The organism is Nonomuraea sp. NPDC049400, from assembly GCF_044466425.1.
Classification (GTDB): Bacteria; Actinomycetota; Actinomycetes; order Streptosporangiales; family Streptosporangiaceae; genus Nonomuraea.
On the sequence record NZ_JBITMP010000028.1, the window covers coordinates 112628 to 134522 of the forward strand.

General features: G+C 70.7%; 19 protein-coding genes. 12 read left to right on the plus strand and 7 right to left on the minus strand.

All coding sequences use genetic code 11. The features are described from left to right. Nucleotides 1-184: 184 nt before the first annotated feature. A complete protein-coding gene (locus ACIBVN_RS36035) occupies nt 185-3364 on the minus strand; it encodes a BTAD domain-containing putative transcriptional regulator (RefSeq protein ID WP_397144231.1) in 3180 nt (1059 codons plus the stop codon). A gap of 107 nt (nt 3365-3471) precedes the next feature. Between ACIBVN_RS36035 and ACIBVN_RS36040 the strand changes: the two genes are divergently transcribed. The 7 genes from ACIBVN_RS36040 (at nt 3472) to map (ending at nt 10477) form a co-directional block, all read left to right on the plus strand. Beyond that, nucleotides 3472-4476 carry an NADP-dependent oxidoreductase gene (locus ACIBVN_RS36040; RefSeq protein WP_397144233.1) on the plus strand — a complete coding sequence of 335 codons (1005 nt, stop codon included), beginning with the start codon at nt 3472-3474 and terminating at the stop codon, nt 4474-4476. An 11-nt stretch (nt 4477-4487) separates the two neighbouring features. Further along, nucleotides 4488-4919, plus strand: coding sequence for a pyridoxamine 5'-phosphate oxidase family protein (locus ACIBVN_RS36045; protein WP_397144235.1), 432 nt, complete (start codon nt 4488-4490; stop codon nt 4917-4919). Between the two features lie 47 nt (nt 4920-4966). Next, the gene (locus ACIBVN_RS36050) at nt 4967-5614 is read left to right on the plus strand and encodes a class I SAM-dependent methyltransferase (protein WP_397144237.1); all 648 of its coding nucleotides are present in this window, start codon (nt 4967-4969) and stop codon (nt 5612-5614) included. A 26-nt stretch (nt 5615-5640) separates the two neighbouring features. Further along, complete coding sequence (locus tag ACIBVN_RS36055) at nt 5641-6078, plus strand: NUDIX domain-containing protein (protein WP_397144239.1); 438 nt, start codon at nt 5641-5643, stop codon at nt 6076-6078. A gap of 46 nt (nt 6079-6124) precedes the next feature. Then, on the plus strand, nt 6125-6544 hold the full coding sequence (locus ACIBVN_RS36060; RefSeq protein ID WP_397144241.1) for an HIT family protein: 420 nt from the start codon (nt 6125-6127) through the stop codon (nt 6542-6544). Between the two features lie 105 nt (nt 6545-6649). Beyond that, a complete protein-coding gene (locus tag ACIBVN_RS36065; protein WP_397144243.1) occupies nt 6650-9535 on the plus strand; it encodes a serine/threonine-protein kinase in 2886 nt (961 codons plus the stop codon). A 174-nt stretch (nt 9536-9709) separates the two neighbouring features. Then, entirely contained in the window at nt 9710-10477 is a 768-nt protein-coding gene (map, locus tag ACIBVN_RS36070) for a type I methionyl aminopeptidase (protein WP_397144245.1), read from the plus strand. On the opposite strand, the gene ACIBVN_RS36075 is transcribed toward map, so the two are convergent. Next, on the minus strand, nt 10464-11660 hold the full coding sequence (locus tag ACIBVN_RS36075) for an acyltransferase family protein (protein WP_397144247.1): 1197 nt from the start codon (nt 11658-11660) through the stop codon (nt 10464-10466). The genes map and ACIBVN_RS36075 overlap by 14 nt on opposite strands. A gap of 46 nt (nt 11661-11706) precedes the next feature. Further along, nucleotides 11707-12645, minus strand: a complete 939-nt coding sequence (locus ACIBVN_RS36080; RefSeq protein ID WP_397144249.1) for an adenosine deaminase — start codon at nt 12643-12645, stop codon at nt 11707-11709. An 88-nt stretch (nt 12646-12733) separates the two neighbouring features. On the opposite strand from ACIBVN_RS36080, the gene ACIBVN_RS36085 reads away from it, so the two are divergent. Then, complete coding sequence (locus ACIBVN_RS36085; protein ID WP_397144251.1) at nt 12734-13861, plus strand: PucR family transcriptional regulator; 1128 nt, start codon at nt 12734-12736, stop codon at nt 13859-13861. A gap of 21 nt (nt 13862-13882) precedes the next feature. Here the strand turns inward: ACIBVN_RS36085 and ACIBVN_RS36090 are convergent, their stop codons facing one another. Continuing rightward, nucleotides 13883-15067: an amidohydrolase family protein gene (locus tag ACIBVN_RS36090; RefSeq protein ID WP_397144253.1), complete on the minus strand. Its 1185-nt coding sequence runs from the start codon at nt 15065-15067 to the stop codon at nt 13883-13885. Between the two features lie 219 nt (nt 15068-15286). Here ACIBVN_RS36090 and ACIBVN_RS36095 point away from each other — a divergent pair, with 219 nt between their 5' ends. The 4 genes from ACIBVN_RS36095 to ACIBVN_RS36110 are packed head-to-tail and all read left to right on the plus strand — an operon-like array spanning nt 15287 to nt 18610. Next, nucleotides 15287-16336 (plus strand): ABC transporter substrate-binding protein, encoded by a 1050-nt coding sequence (locus ACIBVN_RS36095; protein WP_397144255.1) that lies wholly within the window; start codon nt 15287-15289, stop codon nt 16334-16336. Further along, entirely contained in the window at nt 16333-17085 is a 753-nt protein-coding gene (locus ACIBVN_RS36100) for an ABC transporter ATP-binding protein (protein WP_397144257.1), read from the plus strand. Before ACIBVN_RS36095 ends, ACIBVN_RS36100 begins: the two co-directional genes overlap by 4 nt. Then, nucleotides 17082-17831: an ABC transporter permease gene (locus ACIBVN_RS36105; RefSeq protein WP_397144259.1), complete on the plus strand. Its 750-nt coding sequence runs from the start codon at nt 17082-17084 to the stop codon at nt 17829-17831. The genes ACIBVN_RS36100 and ACIBVN_RS36105 overlap by 4 nt, the downstream gene beginning before the upstream one ends. Continuing rightward, nucleotides 17828-18610, plus strand: coding sequence for an ABC transporter permease (locus tag ACIBVN_RS36110; RefSeq protein WP_397144261.1), 783 nt, complete (start codon nt 17828-17830; stop codon nt 18608-18610). Before ACIBVN_RS36105 ends, ACIBVN_RS36110 begins: the two co-directional genes overlap by 4 nt. 151 nt (nt 18611-18761) lie before the next feature. Here ACIBVN_RS36110 and ACIBVN_RS36115 read toward each other — a convergent pair whose 3' ends face one another. The 3 genes from ACIBVN_RS36115 to ACIBVN_RS36125 form a co-directional block, all read right to left on the minus strand. Next, nucleotides 18762-19523, minus strand: a complete 762-nt coding sequence (locus ACIBVN_RS36115) for a CAP domain-containing protein (RefSeq protein WP_397144263.1) — start codon at nt 19521-19523, stop codon at nt 18762-18764. 167 nt (nt 19524-19690) lie between these two features. Beyond that, on the minus strand, nt 19691-21235 hold the full coding sequence (dacB, locus tag ACIBVN_RS36120; protein ID WP_397144265.1) for a D-alanyl-D-alanine carboxypeptidase/D-alanyl-D-alanine-endopeptidase: 1545 nt from the start codon (nt 21233-21235) through the stop codon (nt 19691-19693). Nucleotides 21236-21337: 102 nt separating this feature from the next. Continuing rightward, on the minus strand, nt 21338-21889 hold the full coding sequence (locus ACIBVN_RS36125; RefSeq protein WP_397144267.1) for an FHA domain-containing protein: 552 nt from the start codon (nt 21887-21889) through the stop codon (nt 21338-21340). Between the last annotated feature and the right edge of the window lie 6 nt (nt 21890-21895).

The following is a 21895-nucleotide window of genomic DNA, read 5'->3' on the forward strand; positions in this document are numbered from 1 at the left end:
GATCGACGCATGCGGCCAGGCGGGAAACGCCCTTTCCGTGTCTACGGTTAAGGATCGTCCTCCCACGGACTGCCAACATCACCCTAAAGAGGTCAGATAGACACCCGCGCGCAAAACTGCCCAGTGCACGTGGGCACGGTCCTGCTCCATGATGAGCGGGCGAGAATCGCACGCCACCCTTCAGTCAATGGAATGTCTGGATCACGTCGTCGGCGCTGAGCCGCTTCCCGTGCTGGAACTCGGCCGTGAACGCCTCGTTCCCGAGAGTCTCCCGCAGGGCCGCGGCGATGCGGTCCACGTCGCCTCGTTCGGCCCGTGGCAGGGGTGCGCCGAGCGATTCGCGCAGTGCCGTGGCGGCGCCCAGCACCTGTGCGGCGCGCGGCGCGTCCCCGGCGGTGAGTGCCCCGGCCAGCCCCTCGAAGGCGAGGGCCACGGCCCGGGGGTCGCCGATCTCGCGGGCGGAGGCGAGGCTGTCCAGGTGCAGTTTCATGGCGGCTGCCGGATCGCCGCGCTGCTCGGCGGCGAAGCCGAGCTCGGCCAGGACCAGGGCCAGCCCGGGCTCTCCCGCCACGCCGCGTAGCCAGTCCACCCATTTGGCCAGGTGGGACTCGACCAGCGCCGGCTCGCCCCGCCGGCGGGCGCTGAGGGCCAGCCCCATCTCGGCGAAGTGCTCGGCGACCTTGTTGGACTGCTCGGCGGCCAGGCGCATCGCCTGCTCGTGATAGACATCGGCCGCCGCGAGATCGCCCGTCAGGAGGGCGATCCTGCCGAGCCCGGACAGCCGGAACGACGCCTCGCCCCAGAGGGAGAGCTCCTCGGCCATGCGCAGGCCCTCCTGGTGCAGCCGCGCCGCCTCGGGATAGTCACCGGCGATCTCGGCCAGCTCGGCGAGGGCGTTGGTGGCCTTGACCCGGCCCCACCGGTCGCCGAGCGCCCTGAAGAGGCGGTCGCTCTCCAGCGCGTCGCGGTGAGCGGCGGCGAGATCGCCCCGTGCCCGGGCGATCGTGGCCCGCACGCTCAGCACGGCGGCCGTGCCCCACCGGTCGTCCAGCTCTCCGAACCCGTCGAGGGCCTGCTCGAGCAGGGCAGAGGTGAGGCCCAGGTCGGTGAAGCCGCGGTGCGCGTAGCTCAGGAACCACTGGGCCCGCGCCCGCGCGCCCGGGTCGGCGATCTTCTCGTACGCGGCCATCGCCGCGCGGGCGGAGACGTCGGTCCCGTCGCTCATCAGGAGGGCCACGCCGGCCCGCCAGGCGGTGGCGCAGGGGTCGTCGCACACGCTCAGCGCGAGATCCAGCGCGTGCCGGGCCTCGGCCAGGCGGCCCCGCAGGATCCAGTACCAGGTGAGCGCGCCGACGAGGCGGGCCGCGCCGACGCTTTCTGACAGCCGTACCGCCGTCTCCAGGGCCCCGCGGAGGTTGGCCCACTCGCGGTCGAGGCGTTCCAGCCATGGGCGCTGGCCGGAGCCGTGGAGCTGCGGCGCGGCGCGTTCGGCCAGCCCGATGTAGTGGCGCAGGTGCCGCCGGTGGATCTCGTCGTACTCGCCGGCCTCGCGCAGGCGCTGGAGGCCGTATTCGCGCACCGACTCCAGCAGGTGGTAGCGCGGGCCGTCCGCGCCGTCCGACACCACGACGAGCGAGCGGTCCACCAGGCGGGCCAGCACGTCTATCCCGTCCAGGGCGGTGACGTCCTCGGCCGCGGCCAGCGTGCAGCCGTCGGCGTGCACGGCCAGTCTGCGCAGGGCCACGCGTTCGGGCTCGGACAGCAGCTCCCAGCTCCAGTCGATCATCGCGCGGAGGGTACGTTGCCGGGCCGGGGCGCCACGCCGCCCCGTGACCAGCACTCCGAACCTGTCGTCGAGCCTGGCGGCCAGCTCGTGCACCCCCAGCGCCCGTACGCGGGCGGCGGCCAGTTCCAGGGCGAGCGGGATCCCGTCCAGGCGCCGGCAAATTGAGGCCACGGCCGCAGCGTTGCCGGGGCCGAGCTCGAAACCGGGCGCCGCGGCGGCGGCGCGGGTCACGAACAGCTCCACAGCCCCGAACCGGCCCACGTCCGAGAGCTCCGCGCCCGCGTCAGGGAGCTCCAGGGCGGGCACGGCCCACAGCCGTTCGCCAGGGATGTCGAGCGGCTCCTGGCTGGTGGCGAGGATGCGCAGCCTGGGCGCCGCCCGCAGCAGCGCCTCGGCCACGGCGGCGACGGACTCGATCACGTGCTCGCAGTTGTCCAGCACGAGCAGCAGGTCCTTCGTGGCCAGCGCCCCGGCCAGCCACCCCAGCGGATCGCCAGTCTCGCCGCCACCGCCACGACCGCTGCTCCACCGGTCGTCGTCGCGAATGCCGAGGGCCGACGCCACCACGCCGGCCACCGATGCCGGGGAGTCGCCAGAGGCCCGATCGAGCCCAGCCAGCTCCACCAGCCAGGCGCCGTCGGCCGGACCGCACTCGCGGGCGACCTTCAGCGCGAGCTGGGTCTTGCCGACACCGCCCGGTCCCGTGAGCGTGACCAGCCGATCCGACCGCAGGAGCGCGCGTATCCGGGTCACCGCCTCTGCCCGGCCGATGAGCTCGGTCAAGGGCGCGGGCAGGTTGGTACGCGGACGCGTCGCGACGGGTGCGGCCTCCAGCGCCGGGTCCTGCCGGAGCACCGCCTCGTACAGGGCCATCAGCTCGGGGCCGGGGTCCAGGCCGAGCTCCGCGACCAGCCGCTCACGCAGGCCGGCGTAGCTCGCCAGCGCCTCGCTCTGCCGCCCGGACCGGTAGAGGGCGCGCATGTGCAGGCCGCGCAGCCGCTCGCGCAGCGGGTGCCGGGCCACCAGATCGCCCAGCTCGCCGGCCAGCCGACCGTGCTCGCCGAGCACCAGCCGGGCCTCCGCCTGTTCCTCCAGCGCGGTCAGGCGCTCCTCCTCCAGCCGGGCCGCCACCGGCCTGGCGAAGTCCTCGTCGGCGAAGTCGGCGTACGCCGGTCCTCGCCACAACGCCAACGCGTCGGCCAGGAGGTCCGCCCGCTCACGTACGTCGGTGCTCGCCCGGGCCCGCGCGAGCAGGGACAGGAACCGGCTCGCGTCCACGGCCCCCGGCTCCGGCCGCAGCAGGTAGCCCGGCGGTTGTGACAACACCAGTCCGCGGGCGCCCGGCTCGGCGCTCTCCAACGCCCGGCGCAGCTGGGACACCCTGGTCTGCAGGGTGCCGGTGGGATTGCGCGGCAGCCGCTCGCCCCACAAGTCGTCGATCAGCCGGTCGGACGACACGACGTGACCCTCGTACGCGATCAGGTCGGCCAGCAGCGCCCGGACCTTCGCCTCCGGGATGTGTACGGGTCTGCCGTCAGCCGTCCAGACGGCCAGCGGGCCGAGCACCCCGAAACGCACAACGCCAGGCTAGACGACTGCGGACAGACCTAAAGCCGGCCCACAGAAAACCCGAAGCGGCCCGGACCAGGATGAAGCCGTCAACCGATCTTCCAGAAGGATGAACGATGAACGTCAATCGCGAGATCCGCCTCGCCTCCCGGCCCGTCGGCGAGCCGGGACCGGAGAACTTCGAGCTGGTCGAGGCCGAGATGCCGCAGCCGGGTGAGGGCCAGATCCTGGTCCGCAACACGTGGATGTCGGTCGACCCGTACATGCGGGGCCGGATGGACGACGCCGAGTCCTACATCCCGCCGTTCCAGGTCGGCGCCGCCTTGGAAGGCAGCGCGATCGGCGAGGTGGTCGCCTCCCGCGCCGAGGCGATCCCGGTCGGGGCGACGGTGTCGCACTTCCTGGGCTGGCGCGAGTACGCCCTGCTGGACGCCGCCGGGGCGGTCGTCGTCGACACCGGCGTCGCCCGGCCGCAGGACTACCTGGGCGCGCTGGGGACGACGGGCCTGACCGCGTACCTCGCCGTGACCGAGATCGCGCCGGTCGGGGAGGGCGACGTGGTCTTCGTCTCCGGCGCCGCCGGGGCGGTCGGCAGCGTCGCCGGGCAGATCGCCCGCAAGCTGGGCGCCGCCCAGGTGATCGGCTCGGCCGGGGGCCCCGACAAGGTCAAGAAGGTCGTCGAGGACTTCGGGTTCGACGCCGCGATCGACTACCGAGCCGGTTCGCTGGCCGAGCGGCTCGCCGAGCTCGCGCCCGAGGGCATCGACGTGTACGTCGACAACGTCGGAGGCGACCATCTGGCGGCCGCCGTCGGCGCGCTGAAGGTACACGGCAAGGCCGCCCTCGTAGGCATGATCAGCCAGTACAACGCCACAGGGCCCGTTCCAGGCCCGAGCAACATGTATGACGTGGTCACGAAGCGGCTGAACCTGCGCGGCGTGCTGGTGACCGACCACCTCGACCGCTTCCCCGGCTACATCGCGCAGGCCGCCGCCTGGCTCGCGGACGGCAGCCTGCGTACCGCGGAGACGGTGGTTGAGGGCCTCGAGCAGGCTCCCGCCGCCTTCCTCGGCGTGCTGCGCGGCGCCAACACCGGCAAGATGCTCGTCCGCCTGGCCTGAAGGAGGTCACCATGTCCACTCGCATGACCGTCGCGGAACGCGAGACCTTCCTGGCGGGCACGCACATCGGCGTGCTCAGCGTCCCCGAAGGCCGCGCGCCGCTGCTCATCCCCATCTGGTACGCCTACACGCCCGGCGGCGAGATCAGGATCAGCACGCCCGCCGGCAGCCGCAAGCTGAGCCTGATCCGGGAGGCCGGCTACGTGGGCTTCGCGGTGCAGCAGGAGGAGATGCCGTACAAGTTCGTCTCCGTCGACGGGCCCGTCGTCGCATACGAGCCGACCGACCCGGAGGAATACCGCGAATGGGCCAGCCGATACCTCGGCCCCTCGCCGGGGGCGCGGTTCTTCGAGGCGATCGAGAAGGATCTGGAGAACTGGGTCACCGTCCGGATCCGGCCGGAGCGGTGGCGCACGTTCGACTTCGGCAAGGAGTTCAGCTGAATCCACGGCGCGGCATTCTGTCGGTGGCTGGTGAGAGGATCGGCGCCATGCCTGAGCTCATCTCCGCCATCACCCACTACTGGGATGCCGCCGCGCCGACGTTCGACGAAGAGCCGGACCACGGCCTGCGTGCCGAGCGCACGCGCGCCGCGTGGGGGCGCCGTTTGAGCGCCTGGGTGCCGGACGCCCCGGCCGACGTCCTCGACGTCGGCTGCGGCACCGGCTCCCTGTCCGAGTTGCTGGCCTCGGCCGGGCACCGGGTGACCGGCGTGGACCTCGCCTCGCGGATGATCGACGAGGCCCGCGCCAAGCTGTCGGCCGCCGGGCTCGCGGGCCGCTTCCTGGTCGGCGACGCCGCCGCGCCACCCACCGGCGAGGAACTGTTCGACGTGGTGCTCTGCCGCCACCTGGTGTGGACCCTGCCCGACCCGCGGGCGGCGCTGCGCGAATGGGTCGGGCGGCTTCGTCCGGGCGGTCGGCTGGTGCTGGTCGAGGGGCGGTGGGGCGAGGCCGGGCTGCCCTACGTGGAGGGCGCCGGCTCGCTGCCGTGGCACGGCGGCGTGAGCGCCGACGACCTGGCCGCCGCCGTGCGCCCGCTCGTCGCCGGCCTGCGCGTCGAGCCGCTCAGCGGCGACGCCGACCTGTGGGGCGGCCCGGTGGGCGACGAACGCTATACGATCATCGCCCATGTTTAGCGCTCTCCGGCATGGGAGGCCGACCGTTGGCGAACAAGGCGATCACCGAGAAAGTTCTCTGTTACATCGTCCGGGATGACAGGCTTCTGGTCTTCCGCCACGTGGACTACAGCTGGGAGGAGGTCGGCGTACAGGTCCCCGCTGGGACGGTCAGGGCGGGGGAGGATCCTCACGACGCGGCACTCCGGGAGGCGCGGGAGGAGACCGGGCTGGCCGCGTTCGGCATCGTGCGGAAGCTGGGGGTGGCCGAGTACGACATCACCCCTTACCGCGCCGAGATCCAGCGCCGCCACGTCTTCCAGCTGGCTCTTCACGAGGACACCCCCGAGCGCTGGATGAGCCGCGAAGAGCACGACGGGGAGGGGGAGCCCACGCGGTTCGAGTGCTTCTGGATACCGCTCCAACACGCTCACGTGCTGCAATCCGGTCAGGGCGCGCTCCTCCACCGGCTGTTGGAGCGCTGAATAAACAGTTGAGAGCGTGAAGAGCGGGCTGCGAGGATCATGATCCATGGCCTCCCCGTGCGTCTTCTGCAGGATCGTCCGGGGCACGGAGCCCTCCCAGACCGTCTACGAGGACGAGCACGCGCTCGCCTTCCTCAACCTCGCCCAGGTCACCAAGGGACACACCCTGGTCGTCCCGAGAGAGCATCACCGGAGCCTGGCGGACCTTCCGCTCGAGGCGGCTGAGGCGGTCATGCGGGCCACGGTCCTGGTGAGCCGGCGGCTCACCGGCGCGTTGCGGGCGCCGGGCGTCAACCTCTGGCACGCGAGCGGCGAGACCGCCTGGCAGAGCGTCTTCCATTTCCACATTCACGTGCTCCCTCGCTACGACACCACCGATCTGGTGCTCCCCTGGATGGAGATCGAGCATCCGGTCGAGTCTCTCGGCGACTTGGCGGCGGAAATCCGCAGCCACGGCTCCGGTTGAGAGATAACGCGCGTAGGCCTGCTGCTTCTGCTATGTCTCACCACGACCTTCCGTGTGGGACACGTGCCCCAATGTGATCGCTAAGGTGATCACTGGGGAGGTTCAGTGACACGGGTTGAGGCGTTACGCTCCGGCGAGCCGGATCAGGTTGGTGGATATCGTCTGCTCGGCAGGGTCGGCGAGGGCGGCCAGGGCACCGTCTACCTCGCACGCGACTCCGCTGGACGGCGCGTCGCCGTGAAGGTTCTGCACAGCCGCTTCGCCCAGGACCCTCGCGAGCGGGAGCGTTTTCTACGTGAGGCCAAGGCTGCCCGGCGAGTGGCCGAGTACACCGCCCGGGTGCTGGACGTCGGCATGGACCACGGCGTGCCGTACATCGTCAGTGAATTTGTCGACGGGGTCTCCCTGCACGATCTGATCACCCGGGAGGGCCCGCGTGATCTGGGTGGGCTGGTACGGCTGGGCCTGGGCACGGCGGCGGCGCTGGCAGCCATCCACCGGGCCGGGATCGTGCATCGGGACTTCAAGCCGAGCAACGTGCTGCTCGGCGCGGACGGCCCGCGAGTGATCGATTTCGGTATCGCGAAGGCATTGGACGAGACGGCGACCACGACCGGGTTGGTCGGCACGCCCGCCTACATGTCAGCCGAGCAGTTCGCGGGCGCCAGGGCGACGCAGGAATCCGACATGTGGGCGTGGGCCGTGACGCTGGTCTTCGCCGCCGGCGGCCGTCCCGCCTTCGGCAACGGCAGCCTGCCGGCCCTCGTCCACCGGGTCCTGCACGGATCCCCTGATCTGGACAGGGTTCCGGCGCCGTTGCGGCCGTTGCTGGCGAGGTGCCTGGACCGTGATCCGCGGCGCCGTCCGACTGCGGCGGAGGCCGTACGTGCGCTGCTGGAGCTGCAGGAGGCTCCGGCGAGGTCAACCCAGCCCCAGCTCAGGCCCCGGTCGGGGCTGTGGAAGACGCGTCGGCTGGTGCTGGGCTCGACGGCGGGGGCGGTGTGCGCGGGGCTGTTACTCGTGGCGTACTTGCTGTATCCACAAGCAGCGGCGCCGTCGGAGAGCTCTCGGTCCCCGGTGAAGGCGGTGCCGTTCGGCGCGGCATCCGGTGAGACGATGGCCGGGCATACCGGCTACGTGCTGCCGGTGGCAGTGGGCCGCCTGGGTGACATTCCCATCGCGGTCACTGGCGGCTCCGACAACACCGCCCGAGTCTGGGATCTGCGGACCCGGCGCCAACTGGGCAAGCCGCTCGGCGGGCACGGCAACGTCGTCAGGTCGGTCGCTCTCGGCGATTACCACGGAACGCCGGTTGTGCTCACCTCGGATGGGGACAATCGCTTCCGGTTGTGGGATCTGCGTACGCATGAGCAGATCGGCAAGCCTATCGCGGAGTCCGACGCCTTTTGGGGGACGCTCGGCCAGGTGGGCGAGACACCCGTGGTGGTGGCGGCCGGTGACGACAGCGATATCCACGTGTGGAACGCCGACACGGGCACCCGTATGGGCTCGATCCGCGGGCGGAACGAGGTGAGCAGCGTGGCGGTCACGCAGTTCCAGGACTCACCGATCGCGATCAGCGGCGACGGTGAGGGAGTCGCGCATGTATGGGATCTGCGCGGGATGAAGCAGGTCGGCGCGCCGCTGGACGGCGGCGGCGAGTCCGTTGGCGCCGTCGCCGTCGCTGACCTGAACGACAGTAAGTACGCGCTCACCGCGGTGGACGACGAACTCCTGATGTGGGACCTGGACGATCATCAGCGACACGGTAAGCCGATGCGCGGCCACCAAGGGGACATCCGGTCGATCGCGGTCGAACGGCTCGGGGAGGTGCCCGTCGCGATCACCGCCGGCCTCGACGGCTCCCTACGCGTGTGGAACCTCTCCACGCAGACCCAGATCGGTGAGGCCATTACGGCGCACAGCCGGGCGGCGTTCTGGGTCGCGACCGGTCGGCTCGACGAAGCCCCGATCGCGGTCTCCACCGGCGCCGACCTGACCGTGCGCGTCTGGGACCTCAACAGACGGCAGCAGATCGGCGACGCGTTCAACGGGCACTCGGGTGAGGTCTATGGTGTCGCCGCCGGCCGGCTCGGCGATCTGCCCATCGCGGTCAGTGTGGGCCACGATGCGACGGCCAGGATCTGGGACCTGCGTGCCCGCAAGCAGCTGGGCGCTCCGCTGACCGGGCACTCCGGCGAGGTCACAGACGTGGCGATCGGCACACTGGATCGGGCCCCGATCGCGGTCACCAGCGGCACAGACCAGACCGCGCGGGTCTGGGACCTCAACAACCACCGCGAACTGGGCCGATTCACCGGCCATCCGGACGATGTGCTCGCGGTCGCCGTCAGCGAGGTGAACGGCACGCCCGTCGGCGTCACCGGCGGCGCCGACAACACCGCACGCGTGTGGGACCTGCGCACCCGGCGCCAGATCGGCTCCGAACTCAGACACAGCGACGACGTCAACGCGGTGGCCACCGGGCAGCGAAACGGGACACCGGTGGCCGTCACCGTTGGCGCCGCCGACGTGGCCACGCTGTGGGATCTCGCCACCGGCAAGAAACTTGGCTCGATCGACATCCCGGTGCGGACCGACAACATCTGCGCGGTGGCGGTGGGTTCGCTGGACGGTCGCCCGGTCGCGGTCATCGGCGGCAGCGATGACGAAACGAGCGCGGTCACCGTCTGGGATCTGACCTCGCTGCGGGTGCTCGCCTCGATGCGCGGCCACACTGACGACATACGGGCCGTGGGCGTGGGGACGGCGAACAACGTCCCCCTCGCCATCAGCGGCGGCTCCGACACCACCTTGCGGCTCTGGAACATGCGCACCCGCCGACACCTCACCACGATCACCGGCACGTGGGGTGACATTCACGCTGCCACGATCGCCGACATCGACGGCCAACCGGTGGCGATCTCCGCTGCCGACGACGGAGTCATCCGGGTGTGGAGTCTTTCCCCGCCCTATCCTCCAGGCTCCTGACCTGCACCATCCGGCATCGGAAGGGGGCATGAGCAGCCCGGCTGGACGAAGGTCCGCCGACGGCCGCAAGGTCTACCACGTCGCCGACGAGGGCAGGCGCGCGGCCTTCGAGGCTCGTCGACATCGCGATAATAATACCGGTATAGTTATCGATCCACGAGCTAAGGAGGGGTCGTGATCGAGCTCAAGTCGGCCGGTGAGATAGACGCGATGCGCGAAGCGGGCAGGGTCGTCGCCGCGGTCCATGCCGCGGTGCGGGAGCAGGCCGCGGTCGGGGTGTCGTTGAAGCAGCTCGACGAGGTGGCCAGGACGGTCATGGAGGACGCCGGCGCGGGGGCGTCGTTCCTGGGGTATCACCCGTCGTTCGGTGCGACGCCGTACCCCGGGGTGATCTGCACCTCCGTGAACGGGGTCATGCTGCACGGCCTGCCGACCCCGTCCCGGCTGCGTGACGGCGACCTGATCAGCATCGACTGCGGCGCGATCATCGACGGCTGGCATGCCGACGGCACGGTCAGCTTCACCGTCGGGCACGCGCGCGAGGAGGACCTCAAGCTGATCAGGGTGGCGGAGGAGACGCTGGCGGCTGGCATCGCGGCGGCGGTGCCCGGCGGCCGGATGGGCGACATCGGCCACGCCATGTCCACGGTCGGGCGCGGCGCGGGATACGGCATGCAGAACGACTTCGGCGGCCACGGCATCGGGCGGGCCATGCACGAGTCGCCCTTTGTGCCCAACGAGGCCCCCGCGGGCCGCGGGCTGCGGCTGCGGCCGGGGCTGGTGATCGCGATCGAGCCCAGCCTGATGGCCGGGGGCGACGACGACTACTACATGGCCGAGGACGGCTGGTCGGTGTGCTCGGGCGACGACAGCAGGAGCGTGCACGTCGAGCACACGGTCGCGATCACCGCGGACGGCCCGGTCATCCTCACCTTGCCGTAGGCTCCCGCATCCCGAACAGGAACCTGGTCACCCTGGTACGCCGCACCAGCAGGTCGTAGACGCCCACGGTCAGGACGAGCGAGATCGTCACGATCACCAGGTATTCGACCAGGATCGGCGCCTTCCAGCCCACCACGAAGTAGGCCACCGCCACGACGATCGGCTGGTGCAGCACGTACAGGGGGAGCACGGCGGAGGACAGATAGGCGTAAACCCGGCGCGGCGGTTTCCCGGAGGCAGACAGCGGGCGCGGGCGGTCGCGGGCGCCGAGTATCGCGACCAGCCAGCACCACCCGGCCAGACCGTACAGGGTGCGGGCGCCGATCGCGAGCGGGGTCATGTCCGTGAACGGGTCCGCGCCGGGCGCGTCGCCCGCGATGACGAAGCCGGGCACCCCCACCGCCATCAGCGCGACGCCCACGACGGCGGCGGGCACCCAGTCACGCCGCATCGCCGCGCGGAACCGGGGCTCGCTCACGAAGAAGTACCCGTACAGGAAGAACAGCAGGAACGCCCACCGGCTCCAGCCGCTGAACGACTCCTCCAGCCCTGCAAAGGCGCAGACCAGCGCGATCGGCAGCCCGAGCACCAGCAGCCCGCCGCGCGGCCGCGAGAGGGCGGCGGGCCACTCGAGGGCAGGCGGGCCCCAGCGGACCGCCGCCGCGAGCAGCAGCGAGAACGTCAGCAGCAGCACCACGAACCACAGGTGGCCGGTCTCGAAGTACGTTCCGCGCAGGACGAAGGGAAAATTGCTCAGATCGACCCGCACGGCATAGAACTTCGGCAGGAACGCCAGGTAGGACTCGTGGTAGGCGGGATCGGCCCGCAGCCGCAGCCACTGGGGCACCGGCATGATCGTGGCCGTGGCGAAGACCAGCGGCACCCCCAGCCGCAATAATCGCTCCACGGCGAACCCGCCGGGGCCGCGGCGGCGCATCGAGTGCCACGACCCCAGACCGGCGATGAGGAAGAGCAGCGGCATCGCCCAGATCACGCAGAGTGCCGCGATGAAGAACGTGATCTGCGTCGTCTCGGCGTTCTTGACGTAGTAGTCGTCCCTCGTGTCGAACACCAGCGACGCGTGGAAGAACACCAGCCCGACCACCACGAGAGCGCGCATGGCGTCGAGCTCCGGGCGGCGTTCTGGGGCCGCCTGCTGCGACGGCCCGGTAGGTGCGGTCATGATCGGCCTCCCCGTGACACGCACCAGTGTGATGCCCCGGACGGGCCTACGCCATGGTCGTCTCGTCGTAGGCGAAAGAGGCGTCGAAGGAGTTGCGGGCGATCCGGTCGAGCTGCTCGTCCGTCATCCCCAGCTCCCGCTGGAGCGCCACGTAGTTGTCCTCCACGTATCCGCCGAAGTAGGCGGGATCGTCCGAGTTGACGGTCACGACGAGGCCCTCGTCCAGCATCGCGGGCAGGATGTGGTCGCGCAGGGACGGCACGGCGCGCAGCCGCACGTTCGACAGCGGGCACACGGTCAGCGGGATCCGCTCCTCCCGCAGCCTGGCCACGAGCTGCGGATCCTCCATCGCCCTGATCCCGTGGTCCACCCGCTCCACGCGCAGCACGTCCAGCGCCTCCCACACGTAGTCGGGGCCGCCCTCCTCGCCCGCGTGGGCCACCCGCCGCAGCCCCTCGCCGGCCGCGATGTCGAACACCCGCCTGAACAGCGACGGCGGATAGCCCACCTCCGCCGAGTCCAGCCCCACCCCGATGAAGGAGTCCCGGTACGGCAGTGCGGCCCGCAGCACCTGCTCGGCCTCGTCCGCGCCCCGGTCACGCAGGAAGCACAGGATGAGCGCGGCCGACACGTCGCCGTCCTTCAACGCCGCCGACAGCCCGCCGAACACCACCTCCAGCGGCACGCCCCTGCTCAGGTGCGCCTGCGGGTCGAAGAAGATCTCCGCGTGGCGCACCCCCTGCTCTCGGGCCCGCCGCAGGTAGGCGGCGGCGAGGTCGTAGAAGTCCTCCTCGGTACGCAGGACCGCCATGTGCTCGTAGTAGACGTCCAGGAACGACTGCAGATCGGTGAAGGAGTAGCGGGCGCGGATGGCGTCCACGTCGAAGGTCGGCAGGTCGATCCGGTTACGCCTGGCCAGCTCGACGACGAGCTCGGGCTCGAGGGTGCCTTCGATATGCAGATGGAGCTCTGCTTTGGGACGCATGACAACGAGTAAACCGGACCGCGCATGGTGGGAGTATCGTGCGAACCTCTGAAGTCTCAGCCTTTGAGCTGGCATAACATCAGATTTCATGAGGCTGGCGGACCTGCTCGCACGCGACGACCTACGGCTGACGCTTGTGACGGGTCACGAGGTGCTCGAGCGCGAGATCCGGCGCGCGTACCCCACCGATCTGCCCGACCCCCGGCGTTACCTGCAGCCCGGCGACCTCGTGCTGACCAGCGGCGTCTGGTACGGCGAGCCGTCCGACTGCGAGCGCTTCGCCGACGCCCTGTGGGCCAGCGACGCCGCCGGGCTCGTCGTGGGGCTGATCGTGCTCGGCGAGCTGCCCGACGAGCTGGTCAAGGCGTGTGAACGGCGCCGGCTGCCGCTGCTCCTGGCCGCTCCCGACCAGTCGTTCGGGACGATCACCGAGGTCGTGACCGTCGAGGGGTTCGCGGCCGAGCAGCGCAGGGCCGACCGGGTCAGGGCCCAGACGCTGCTCGACGTGCTGGGCCAGATCCCGCCTGGAGAGGTCTCCGCGCATTTGCGGCTGCTCGGCGCCGACCCGGGCCTGCCGACCGCGGCCATGGCGGTCACCCTCACCGGTCAGGCCGACTACGACCTGCCCGAGGTGCTGCACGAGGGACTGGCCAGGAAGGGGCGACACCTGATCGTCGGTGGCACGCCGCGCGAGGCGATCGTGCTGGTCAACGGCAGGGCCTCGCGCAAGAGCCTCGCGGACGAGCTGCGCGGCCTGGCCGCCGAGCGGCCCGGGATGAGCATCGCGGCCGGGATCAGCGAGATGGCGGCCAGCGTGTCGCAGCTCGGCGAGGCGCTGGAGACAGCCAGGCGCGGCATGGAGTCCGCGCGGGGCGGGCCGGGGCCCGTGTCGATCATGTCGGTGGCCGACATCGACAGCTTCGACCTGCTGCTGGCCGCGCTGCCGGCCAGCGTGCGCCGGTCCTTCCGCGACCACCTGCTGGGACCGGTCGAGGAGTACGACGCGCGGCACGGCTCGGAGCTGCTGCGCACGCTCGACATCTTCCTGGAGACGTGCGGGTCGTGGCAGCGCACGGCCGACGAGCTGTACGTGCACGTCAACACCTTGCGCTACCGGATGCAGCGGATCGAGGAGCTGACCGGGCGGCGGATGTCGTCGATGCGGGACCGTACCGACCTGTACCTGGCATTGCGGTCAGGGCGAGAGACGCAATAGGCGCAGGGCGCATAGGACCCGTCAGGGCAGGCGGCCCGCGACGACGTGGCCCCGCGAGACCACGGCCACGATGTTCTCGACGGCCAGGTCCTCGATGCGTTCCCACGGGCGGCCGCGCAGCACGACGAGGTCGGCGCCCAGCCCCTGAGCGATCCTGCCCACCGGCATGCCGATCGAGTCGGCCGCGTCGGAGGTGGCCGCGCGCAGCGCCGACTCCGCGTCCAGCCCGAGCACCCGCGTCATGTGCACGACCTCGGCGAACTGGTCGCCGAACTGCACGTGGTGGCCGTTCGCGTCGGTGCCGAGCACGAACCGCACGCCCAGCGCGGCGGCCTGGGCCAGCAGCACGTCGCGGGTGGCGACCAGCTCGGCGGCCTTGGCCCTGGCCTCGGGCGTGACCGGGACACGGCCCGCGGCGATGGCCTCGTTGATCAGCAGCGTCGGCGCGACGGGCGTGCCGCGGGCGGCCAGGGTCTCGGCCAGGTCCTTGCTCATGAGCGTGCCGTGCTCGATCGAGTCGACGCCCTCCTCGACGGCCACCCGGATGCCGTCCTCGGAGTGGGCGTGCGAGGCGACCAGCATGCCGAGCGCGTGCGCCTCGTCCACGACCGCTCTGATCTCGTCGCGGGTGTAGTTGCGCCAGGCGTTCCTGTCGCCGATCGACAGCACGCCGCCGCTGGTGGTGAGCTTGATGCCGTCCATGCCGGCGCGGGCCCAGGTGCGGACGAGCTTGCGGCACTCGTCGGGGCCGTCGGCCGTGGGCTTCCTCGCGGGCACCGCGGGCGGCACGAACAGATCGTTGTGCCCCGCCGTCATCCCCACCACGCCGTGCACCTGGATGCGCGGCCCGGGCAGCACGCCCGCGTCGAACACCCGGCGCAGCGCGACCTGCGCCTCGTCGCCCGCCAGGTCGCGCAGCGTCGTCACGCCGTGCCGCATGGCCCGCTGGGCGTGGGCGGCGCCGTGCAACACCTGCTCGTCCCGCGTGGTGACCAGCGGCCAGGTCGCGAAGTCCGGCGGGTCGCCGGGACCCGCGTAGCCGACCAGGTGCACATGCGTGTCCACCAGGCCGGGCAGCACGCACAGGCCGTCGTGGCGCGGCTCGGCGTCCGGCCGCACGCTGATGATGCGGTCCGGCTCCCAGCTCAGATCGACCGGGCCTCGGTATTCGGTACCGTCCCAAAGAGGGATTCCGTCGAGTCTCATTTCACGCTCGACGCTACCGGAGCTTCCTGGCGGCTGGAGGGATCTACGGTCCTCGAACGGCACTCTCGTAGGGACCTACAGGGGTCGCCAGCGGTTTTCCCGCGTTCCCCCGTCGCGGGCCCCGGCCGTGCCACGCTGTCCAAAACCACCGTCACACGATGGTAATAATCGATAGATACCGTCCTGACCTGCACGTTCCCGCCGCTGCAAGGAAGAATTATGGCTAACTCCCTCGATCGCCGCGCGTTCCTGCGGACAACAGGTCTGGCCGGTCTGGCGCTCGGTCTGGCCGCCTGCGGCGACGGCGGCACGTCGGCCGCTTCCTCCGGCGGTGGCCTCGGCTCGGTCAAGCTGCAGCTCTCCTGGAAGAAGAACGTCGAGTTCGCCGGCGAGTACTTCGCCGACACCAAGGGGTACTTCAAGGCCGCCGGGTTCTCCCAGGTGGAGCTGCTGTCGGGCGGCGGCTCGGGCACCTCGGTCGAGTCCGGTCTGGCCACGGGCCGCTGCTGGGCGGGCCTTTCCGCGCCCACGATCACCGCGCCGGCCATTCTCCAGGGCGCCCCGCTGAAGATCGTCGGCGCGACCTTCCAGAAGAACCCGTTCGCGATCGTCTCGCTCAAGAAGAACCCGATCGAGTCGGCCAAGGACCTCGTCGGCAAGAAGATCGGCGTGCAGGACTCCAACGAGCTGGTGTGGAACGCGCTGCTCAAGTCCAACGGCATCGACCCGTCGAGCGTGACCAGGGTGCCGTTCCAGTCCGACCCGTCGATGCTCACCTCCGGGCAGCTCGACGGCTACGTCGGCTTCGTCACCAGCGGCCCCGTACGGCTGCGGATGCAGGGCCACGACCCGGCCTACCTGCTGTTCGCCGACGCCGGCCTGCCGCTGGTCGCCGAGACGTTCACGGTGACGCAGGAGACCATCGACAAGGAGCGCGACAAGCTCAAGGCGTTCCTGACGGCCGAGATCAAGGGCTGGAAGGACGCCGTCGCCGACCCGGCCAAGTCCGCCGAGCTGGCCGCCACCGTCTACGGCAAGGACCAGAACCTCGACGTCAAGGAGCAGACCGAGGAGGCCAAGATGCAGAACGAGCTCGTGGTCACCTCTGACGTCAAGGCCAACGGCCTGTTCACGATCACGCCCGAGCTGATCGAGCAGAACATCGCGTCGCTGGCCAAGGCGGGCCTGAACATCAAGGCCGAGCAGCTCTTCGACCTGACGATCCTGGACGAGGTCTACAAGGCCGACCCGAGCCTGAAGCTGTCATGACGGGCATCAGCATCGCGGGGCTGAACAAGACCTTCGGCAAGGGAGTGACCGCGCTCCAAGGGGTGGACATCCAGACGCCGAAGGGCTCGTTCCTGTCGCTGCTCGGCCCCTCCGGCTGCGGCAAGTCCACGGTGCTGCGCATCCTGGCAGGGCTGGAAGAGCCCACGTCCGGCGAGATCCGGGTGAACGGCGAGACCCCGAAGGAGCTGCGCAGGAGCCACCACCTCGGCATCGCCTTCCAGGACTCGGCGCTGCTGGCCTGGCGCAGCGTGGCGGCCAACATCCGGCTGCCGCTCGAGGTCGCCGGGATCAAGCCGGAGCCCGGCCAGATCGACGACCTGATCAAGCTGGTCGGCCTGGAGGGGTTCGAGAAGGCCAGGCCCGCCGAGCTGTCCGGCGGCATGCGCCAGCGCGTGTCCATCGCCCGCGCGCTGGTGGTCAAGCCCAGCGTGCTGCTGCTCGACGAGCCGTTCGGCGCGCTGGACGACATGACCAGGCAGCGGCTCAATCTGGAGCTGCTGCGCATCTGGACCGAGAAGCCCGCCACGACGCTCATGGTCACCCACGGCATCGGCGAGGCCGTCTTCCTGTCGGACGTGGTGGCCGTCATGAGCCCCCGCCCTGGGCGGGTCGTCGAGATGGTGGAGATCGGCCTGCCGCGGCCCCGCACCCCCGAGATGATGCGTACGCCCGAGTTCCACGCGATCCACGACCACCTCAGCGACCTGCTGTTCGGGCACGGCTCATGAGGCGTGTCCAGGGGCTGCTCGGCGTCGTCGCGCTCATCGGGCTCTGGTGGCTGCTCGCCGTGACCGTGTTCGCCGGCGGCGGCGCGGTGCCGACGCCGTGGGCGGTGCTGGCCGCCATGGGCGACGACGGCTGGGCCTTCTACGGCCCGAACATCTCCGCCACCCTCACCGCGGCGGTCCAGGGCTTCCTGTGGGGCAACGGGCTGGCCATCGGCGTGGCGCTGCTGGTGCTGCTCGTGCCCCGGCTGGAAGCGGTCGCCACGCAGCTCGCCGTGATCAGTTACTGCATCCCGCTGCTCGCCATCGGCCCCATCGTGCTGGTGGTCTTCGGCGGCGACGCCACCGTGGTGTTCCTCGCCGCCATCTCCGTCTTCTTCACCACGCTCATCGGCGCCCTGCTCGGGCTGCGCTCCGCCGACCGGGCCAGCCTCGACGTCGTCACCGTGTACGGCGGCGGCCGCCTGGCCAGGCTCCGCTACGTGCAGATCATCTCCGCCCTGCCGAGCACGTTCGCCGGCCTGCGGATCTCCGCGCCCTCCGCGCTGCTCGGCGCCATCATCGGCGAGTACCTGGGCAGCAACGACGCGGGGCTCGGCGTCTCCTTGATGATCTCCCAGCAGCAGTTCCAGGTGCCGCGCACGTGGGGACTCGCGCTCGTGGCCGGGCTGATCGCCGGGCTCGGGTACGCGATCGTCGCCCTCGTCGCGCGCGTGGTCACCCCCTGGTCGAGAGGCGAGTCACAGTGATCGGCCGCACCGTGCTGAGGATCGTCGGCCCGCTGCTGCCCTCCGTGGTCATCGTCGTGGCCGCGTGGTGGCTGGCCCTGGAGGCGTTCGGGATCAGCCCGCTCGTCGGCAAGCGGCCGCCGCAGGTCTGGGAGTACCTGACCTCCTCGGCCGCCCACCGCGAGGCCGTGTTCGGCGCGCTGGGCATCACGATCAGGGACGCCGCCATCGGGTTCGCCTGCGGGATGGTCGCCGCCATGGCGGTGGCGGTCGCGTTCGTGCTGTTCAGGACCGTCGAGCAGACGTTCATGCCGGTCGCCATGCTGCTGCGTTCCGTGCCGCTCGTGGTGATGACGCCGCTGATCACGCTGATCTTCGGCCGGGACGTGCTGGGCGTGGCCGTCATCGGCGGCATCGTCGTGTTCTTCCCCGCGCTGGTGAACATCGCCTTCGGGCTGCGGTCCGCCTCGCCGCAGGCCACCGACCTGATCATGGCGTACGGGGGGACCCGCATGACCGTCCTGCGCAAGGTGGCCGTGCCGACGGCGATGCCCTCGGTCTTCGCCTCTGCCCGGATCTCCGTGCCCGCCTCCATCATCGGCGCGCTCATCGCCGAGTGGCTGGCCACCGGGCGGGGGATCGGCGCCGAGATCCTGCGGGCGATCGGCGGCTTCAGGTATGACGAGGTGTGGGCGGACATCGTGGTGGTCACGGCCGTGTCCATCCTGGCGTACGCGGTCGTGGGCGTGGTCGAGTCGCTCGTCCTGGCCCGCTTCTCAGACGCCCGCACCCGCTCCTGAGGGGGGTGCGGGCCCGGCCGCGGTCCTGAGTGCGGGGGGAGGCGCGGCCGGGCCCGCTCGGAAGGGAGCGCAGTGGGCGTGCGGTGGGAAACCGGCTCGGGTGTGGCCGGTGGAGGCCCGACGCTCCCTTGGCTCTGGCGGGTGGTTGGCTCTAGTGGGCGGCGAAGACCTGGGTCCAGGAGGGTCCCTTGGTGTGGTGCCCGACCCCGATGTGGGTGAAGGAGCAGTTCAGCATGTTCCCCCGATGTCCCGGGCTCTTGAGCCAGGCGTTCACCACGGCGCGGGCGGTGGGATGGCCCTGGGCGATGTTCTCGGCGATCATGCTGGCCGAGAAGCCGACCGCCTTGATGCGCTGGTCGAACGTGCGCCCGCTGCTGGAGTCGTGCGTGAGGCGGTTGCGGGCTCCCATGTCCGCCGAATGGCGCTCGGCGGCCAGGTGCAACCTGGGGTCGTGGACGAGGGGACGGCAGCCCTTCTTCACCCTGGCCTGGTTGGTGAGCCGGACGACCTCCTCCTCGACCGCTGAGGCGAAGCCGCCGCCCGACGCGCACGACAGCCTCACCGGGCGCGACTGCCTGGTGTGCCCTTGTGCGTCGGTCGCGACCACGTAATAGCTGCGCGGGGTGGCGGAGCACTGTACGCCCGCCGTCACCCGCCCGGTGCCGACGACCTTCGAGCCGCTCTTGACGACCCGGTCGGCGCCCGGCACGACGACCATGATCCGTACCCGCAACCGGGCCTGGTCCGTGCAGCCCGTCCTGGTGGCGGTCCCCCGTACCACGCCCTTGCTCGCGACCGGCTCGGCCGCGAGCACGCGGCACGCCGACGAGGCCGCCGCCTGCGCGGCGGGCACGGGGAGGCACAATGCCGCCAGACTCCCTAGGCAGGTGAGTGCCTGGAGCAGTCTGCGCATTCTGTCCTCCGGTTCAGGGTTCGACACAGCGTCGAACCCGAATTCTGGCGCTCCAGCGTCGGCTATGTATGGAAATTTCGGATGCAACCTGGAGCTCCAAGCTTGCTTGCCGGTAAACCGCAGCGGCCCCCTGAACGTCAGAGGGCCGCTGCGGTCTCAAAGAATCACTAGCACTGCGCGGGCTTGAGCCAGGAGCATTCGAGGTCGCCCGCCGCGCCGTGGTCCGTGGCGCGGAGCTGCACGGCGTCGGCGGTCGGGTTGGCGCGCGAGAACTGGGCGAGTCGGATGGCGATCTTGTCCTCGATGTCCTTGGGCGAGGACGACAGGTACTGGTTCAGCATGATCGAGAAGATCAGCGGCTCGCCCTCGGCGCTCGTGACGTACCCGGACAGCGACGTGACCCCGGTCAGCGAGCCCGTCTTGGCGTGCACGTTGTTCGCGGCCGGCGTGTTGCGCATCCGGCTGCGCAGGGTGCCGCCGACGAAGCGCTCGGCGTTACCCGCGATGGGCAGCGACTCGTACCAGGTCTTGAACCACGGCTTGCTCCGCACGGCCGTCAGCAGCTGCACGATCGAGCCCGGCGAGAAGCCGTCGCGGCGCGACAGCCCGGAGCCGTCCCGCATGTTGATCACCTGCACCCCGTTGGCCTTGGCGAAGTCGGTGCTGACCTTGAGGCCGGCCGGCCACGTGCCCTGGTTCGCGACCTTGCGTCCCATGGCCTTGGTGAGGATCTCGGCGTGGATGTTGTTACTCAGCTTCATGAACGGCACCAGCAGCTCGCCCAGCGTCATCGACTCATGCTCGGCCAGCTCCGTGGCCCCTTCGGGGGTCGCGCCCGTGACGGTCGGCCCGAGCACCCTGACGCCGTGCTTGGCCAGCGCGCCGCGGAACAGCGAGGAGACGTACGCCGTGGCGTCGTCCACGGCCACCCACTCCTGGTACGGGTCCTTCACCGTGCCGGTGATCACGACGGTACGCGTGCCGTGCTGTCGCTCGATGAGCACATCGGTCTCGGAGCCCACGGTGGCCTCGTTGACGATCTTCAGGTAGCCGGTCTCCGGCGTGGTGGACACCTTGACCTTGTCGCCGTCGGCCGCCACGGACACGATCACCGAGCCGGCGTCGTAGTCCCTGTCGGGGGAGGCGGTCAGCGCCGAGATGGGCGCCGCGTAGTAGGCGGTCTCGTCGTCCCACGACCAGTCGTTGCCCAGCCGCTGCGAGTCGAACCAGGTGTCGTCGGCCACCAGCCTGCCCGTGACGACCTTGACGCCCGCTGCGGCCACCTTGGCGGCCAGCGCGTCGTAGTCCTCGGCCAGCATGGTCGGGTCGCCGGTGCCGCGCAGCACCAGGTCGCCGGTCAGCGCCGAGCCGACTTTGCGCCCGGTGCTCAGCACGGTGGTGGGGAAGCGGTAGTCGAGCCCGAGCGTCTCCGCGGCCGCGGCGGAGGTGAACAGCTTGGTGTTGGACGCGGGGGTGAGGAGCTTGCCGGCGTCCGTGGCGTACAGTTCCTCGCCGGTGGCCGCGCTCTTGACGACGACGCCTGCCCTGGCGATCGTGAGCCGGGAGTCGCTGAGGATCTTGTTGATGTCCTGGGTCAGGTCGGCCACGCCCGCGGCGGGTTCCAGGGCGACGGCGGTGGAGGAGGAGCTGGACGCCCACGCGAGGGCTGCGACGAGCGCGCCCGCGACGAGGGATGCTGAGGTGCGCCGCATGGGGTCTCCAAGTGACTGGGGGATCGCATGAGAGCATGAATCACCCCAGCCCCGATGTAATCCGCAAATATCCGTATTTATCGGGCCTGCGGGGGCGCGACGTCAGAGGGAAGGCTGGCCCGAGGTCAGCAGGAAGCCGCAGTCGCCGAACGAGATCTCGTCGCCCGACCGCACCCGTGCGGGACCCACCAGCCGCCACCCGTTGAGCCGGGTGCCGTTGAGCGAGCCCAGGTCCACCAGCATCCACCCGCCGTCGCCCTGACGCCGCAGCTCGGCGTGGACCCGGGACACCGTCAGATCCGACAGCACGAGGTCGCACGCCGACCCCCGGCCCACCACGTAACGCAGCCGGTCGTCATCGGGCAGCGCCAGCCGGGGCAGCCGGGGACGCCGCCACGCGGACTGCAACCGGGTGGTGAACTCGGAGACCGAGGCGACGGCGTCGGTCAGCCGCTGCCGGAGCGAAGGCCGTCGCGGCAGGTCCGCGACCAACTCGTCGAGCTCGTGCTGGTTTTGCGCGCGCAGCGCCTGGTCCACCCGGCCCACGAACGTGTCGTGCGAGATCCGGCCCTCCACGGCGCGGTATTTGAGCTCCTCGATCGCGCGGTCGCGTTCCCCGTCGGACGCGCGAAAGGGCGGATGCGTGGAACTCATGTAGCG

What these genes read in the sequence shown, in the direction of transcription:
- dacB (WP_397144265.1), bottom strand. Translation starts at nt 21,235, where the DNA reads ATGCGGCGCACCTCAGCATCCCTCGTCGCGGGCGCGCTCGTCGCAGCC.
- ACIBVN_RS36075 (WP_397144247.1), bottom strand. Translation starts at nt 11,660, where the DNA reads ATGACCGCACCTACCGGGCCGTCGCAGCAGGCGGCCCCAGAACGCCGC.
- ACIBVN_RS36125 (WP_397144267.1), bottom strand. Translation starts at nt 21,889, where the DNA reads ATGAGTTCCACGCATCCGCCCTTTCGCGCGTCCGACGGGGAACGCGAC.
- ACIBVN_RS36115 (WP_397144263.1), bottom strand. Translation starts at nt 19,523, where the DNA reads ATGCGCAGACTGCTCCAGGCACTCACCTGCCTAGGGAGTCTGGCGGCA.
- ACIBVN_RS36100 (WP_397144257.1), top strand. Translation starts at nt 16,333, where the DNA reads ATGACGGGCATCAGCATCGCGGGGCTGAACAAGACCTTCGGCAAGGGA.
- ACIBVN_RS36080 (WP_397144249.1), bottom strand. Translation starts at nt 12,645, where the DNA reads ATGCGTCCCAAAGCAGAGCTCCATCTGCATATCGAAGGCACCCTCGAG.
- ACIBVN_RS36090 (WP_397144253.1), bottom strand. Translation starts at nt 15,067, where the DNA reads ATGAGACTCGACGGAATCCCTCTTTGGGACGGTACCGAATACCGAGGC.
- ACIBVN_RS36095 (WP_397144255.1), top strand. Translation starts at nt 15,287, where the DNA reads ATGGCTAACTCCCTCGATCGCCGCGCGTTCCTGCGGACAACAGGTCTG.
- ACIBVN_RS36050 (WP_397144237.1), top strand. Translation starts at nt 4,967, where the DNA reads ATGCCTGAGCTCATCTCCGCCATCACCCACTACTGGGATGCCGCCGCG.
- ACIBVN_RS36045 (WP_397144235.1), top strand. Translation starts at nt 4,488, where the DNA reads ATGTCCACTCGCATGACCGTCGCGGAACGCGAGACCTTCCTGGCGGGC.
- ACIBVN_RS36085 (WP_397144251.1), top strand. Translation starts at nt 12,734, where the DNA reads ATGAGGCTGGCGGACCTGCTCGCACGCGACGACCTACGGCTGACGCTT.
- ACIBVN_RS36040 (WP_397144233.1), top strand. Translation starts at nt 3,472, where the DNA reads ATGAACGTCAATCGCGAGATCCGCCTCGCCTCCCGGCCCGTCGGCGAG.
- ACIBVN_RS36105 (WP_397144259.1), top strand. Translation starts at nt 17,082, where the DNA reads ATGAGGCGTGTCCAGGGGCTGCTCGGCGTCGTCGCGCTCATCGGGCTC.
- ACIBVN_RS36060 (WP_397144241.1), top strand. Translation starts at nt 6,125, where the DNA reads ATGGCCTCCCCGTGCGTCTTCTGCAGGATCGTCCGGGGCACGGAGCCC.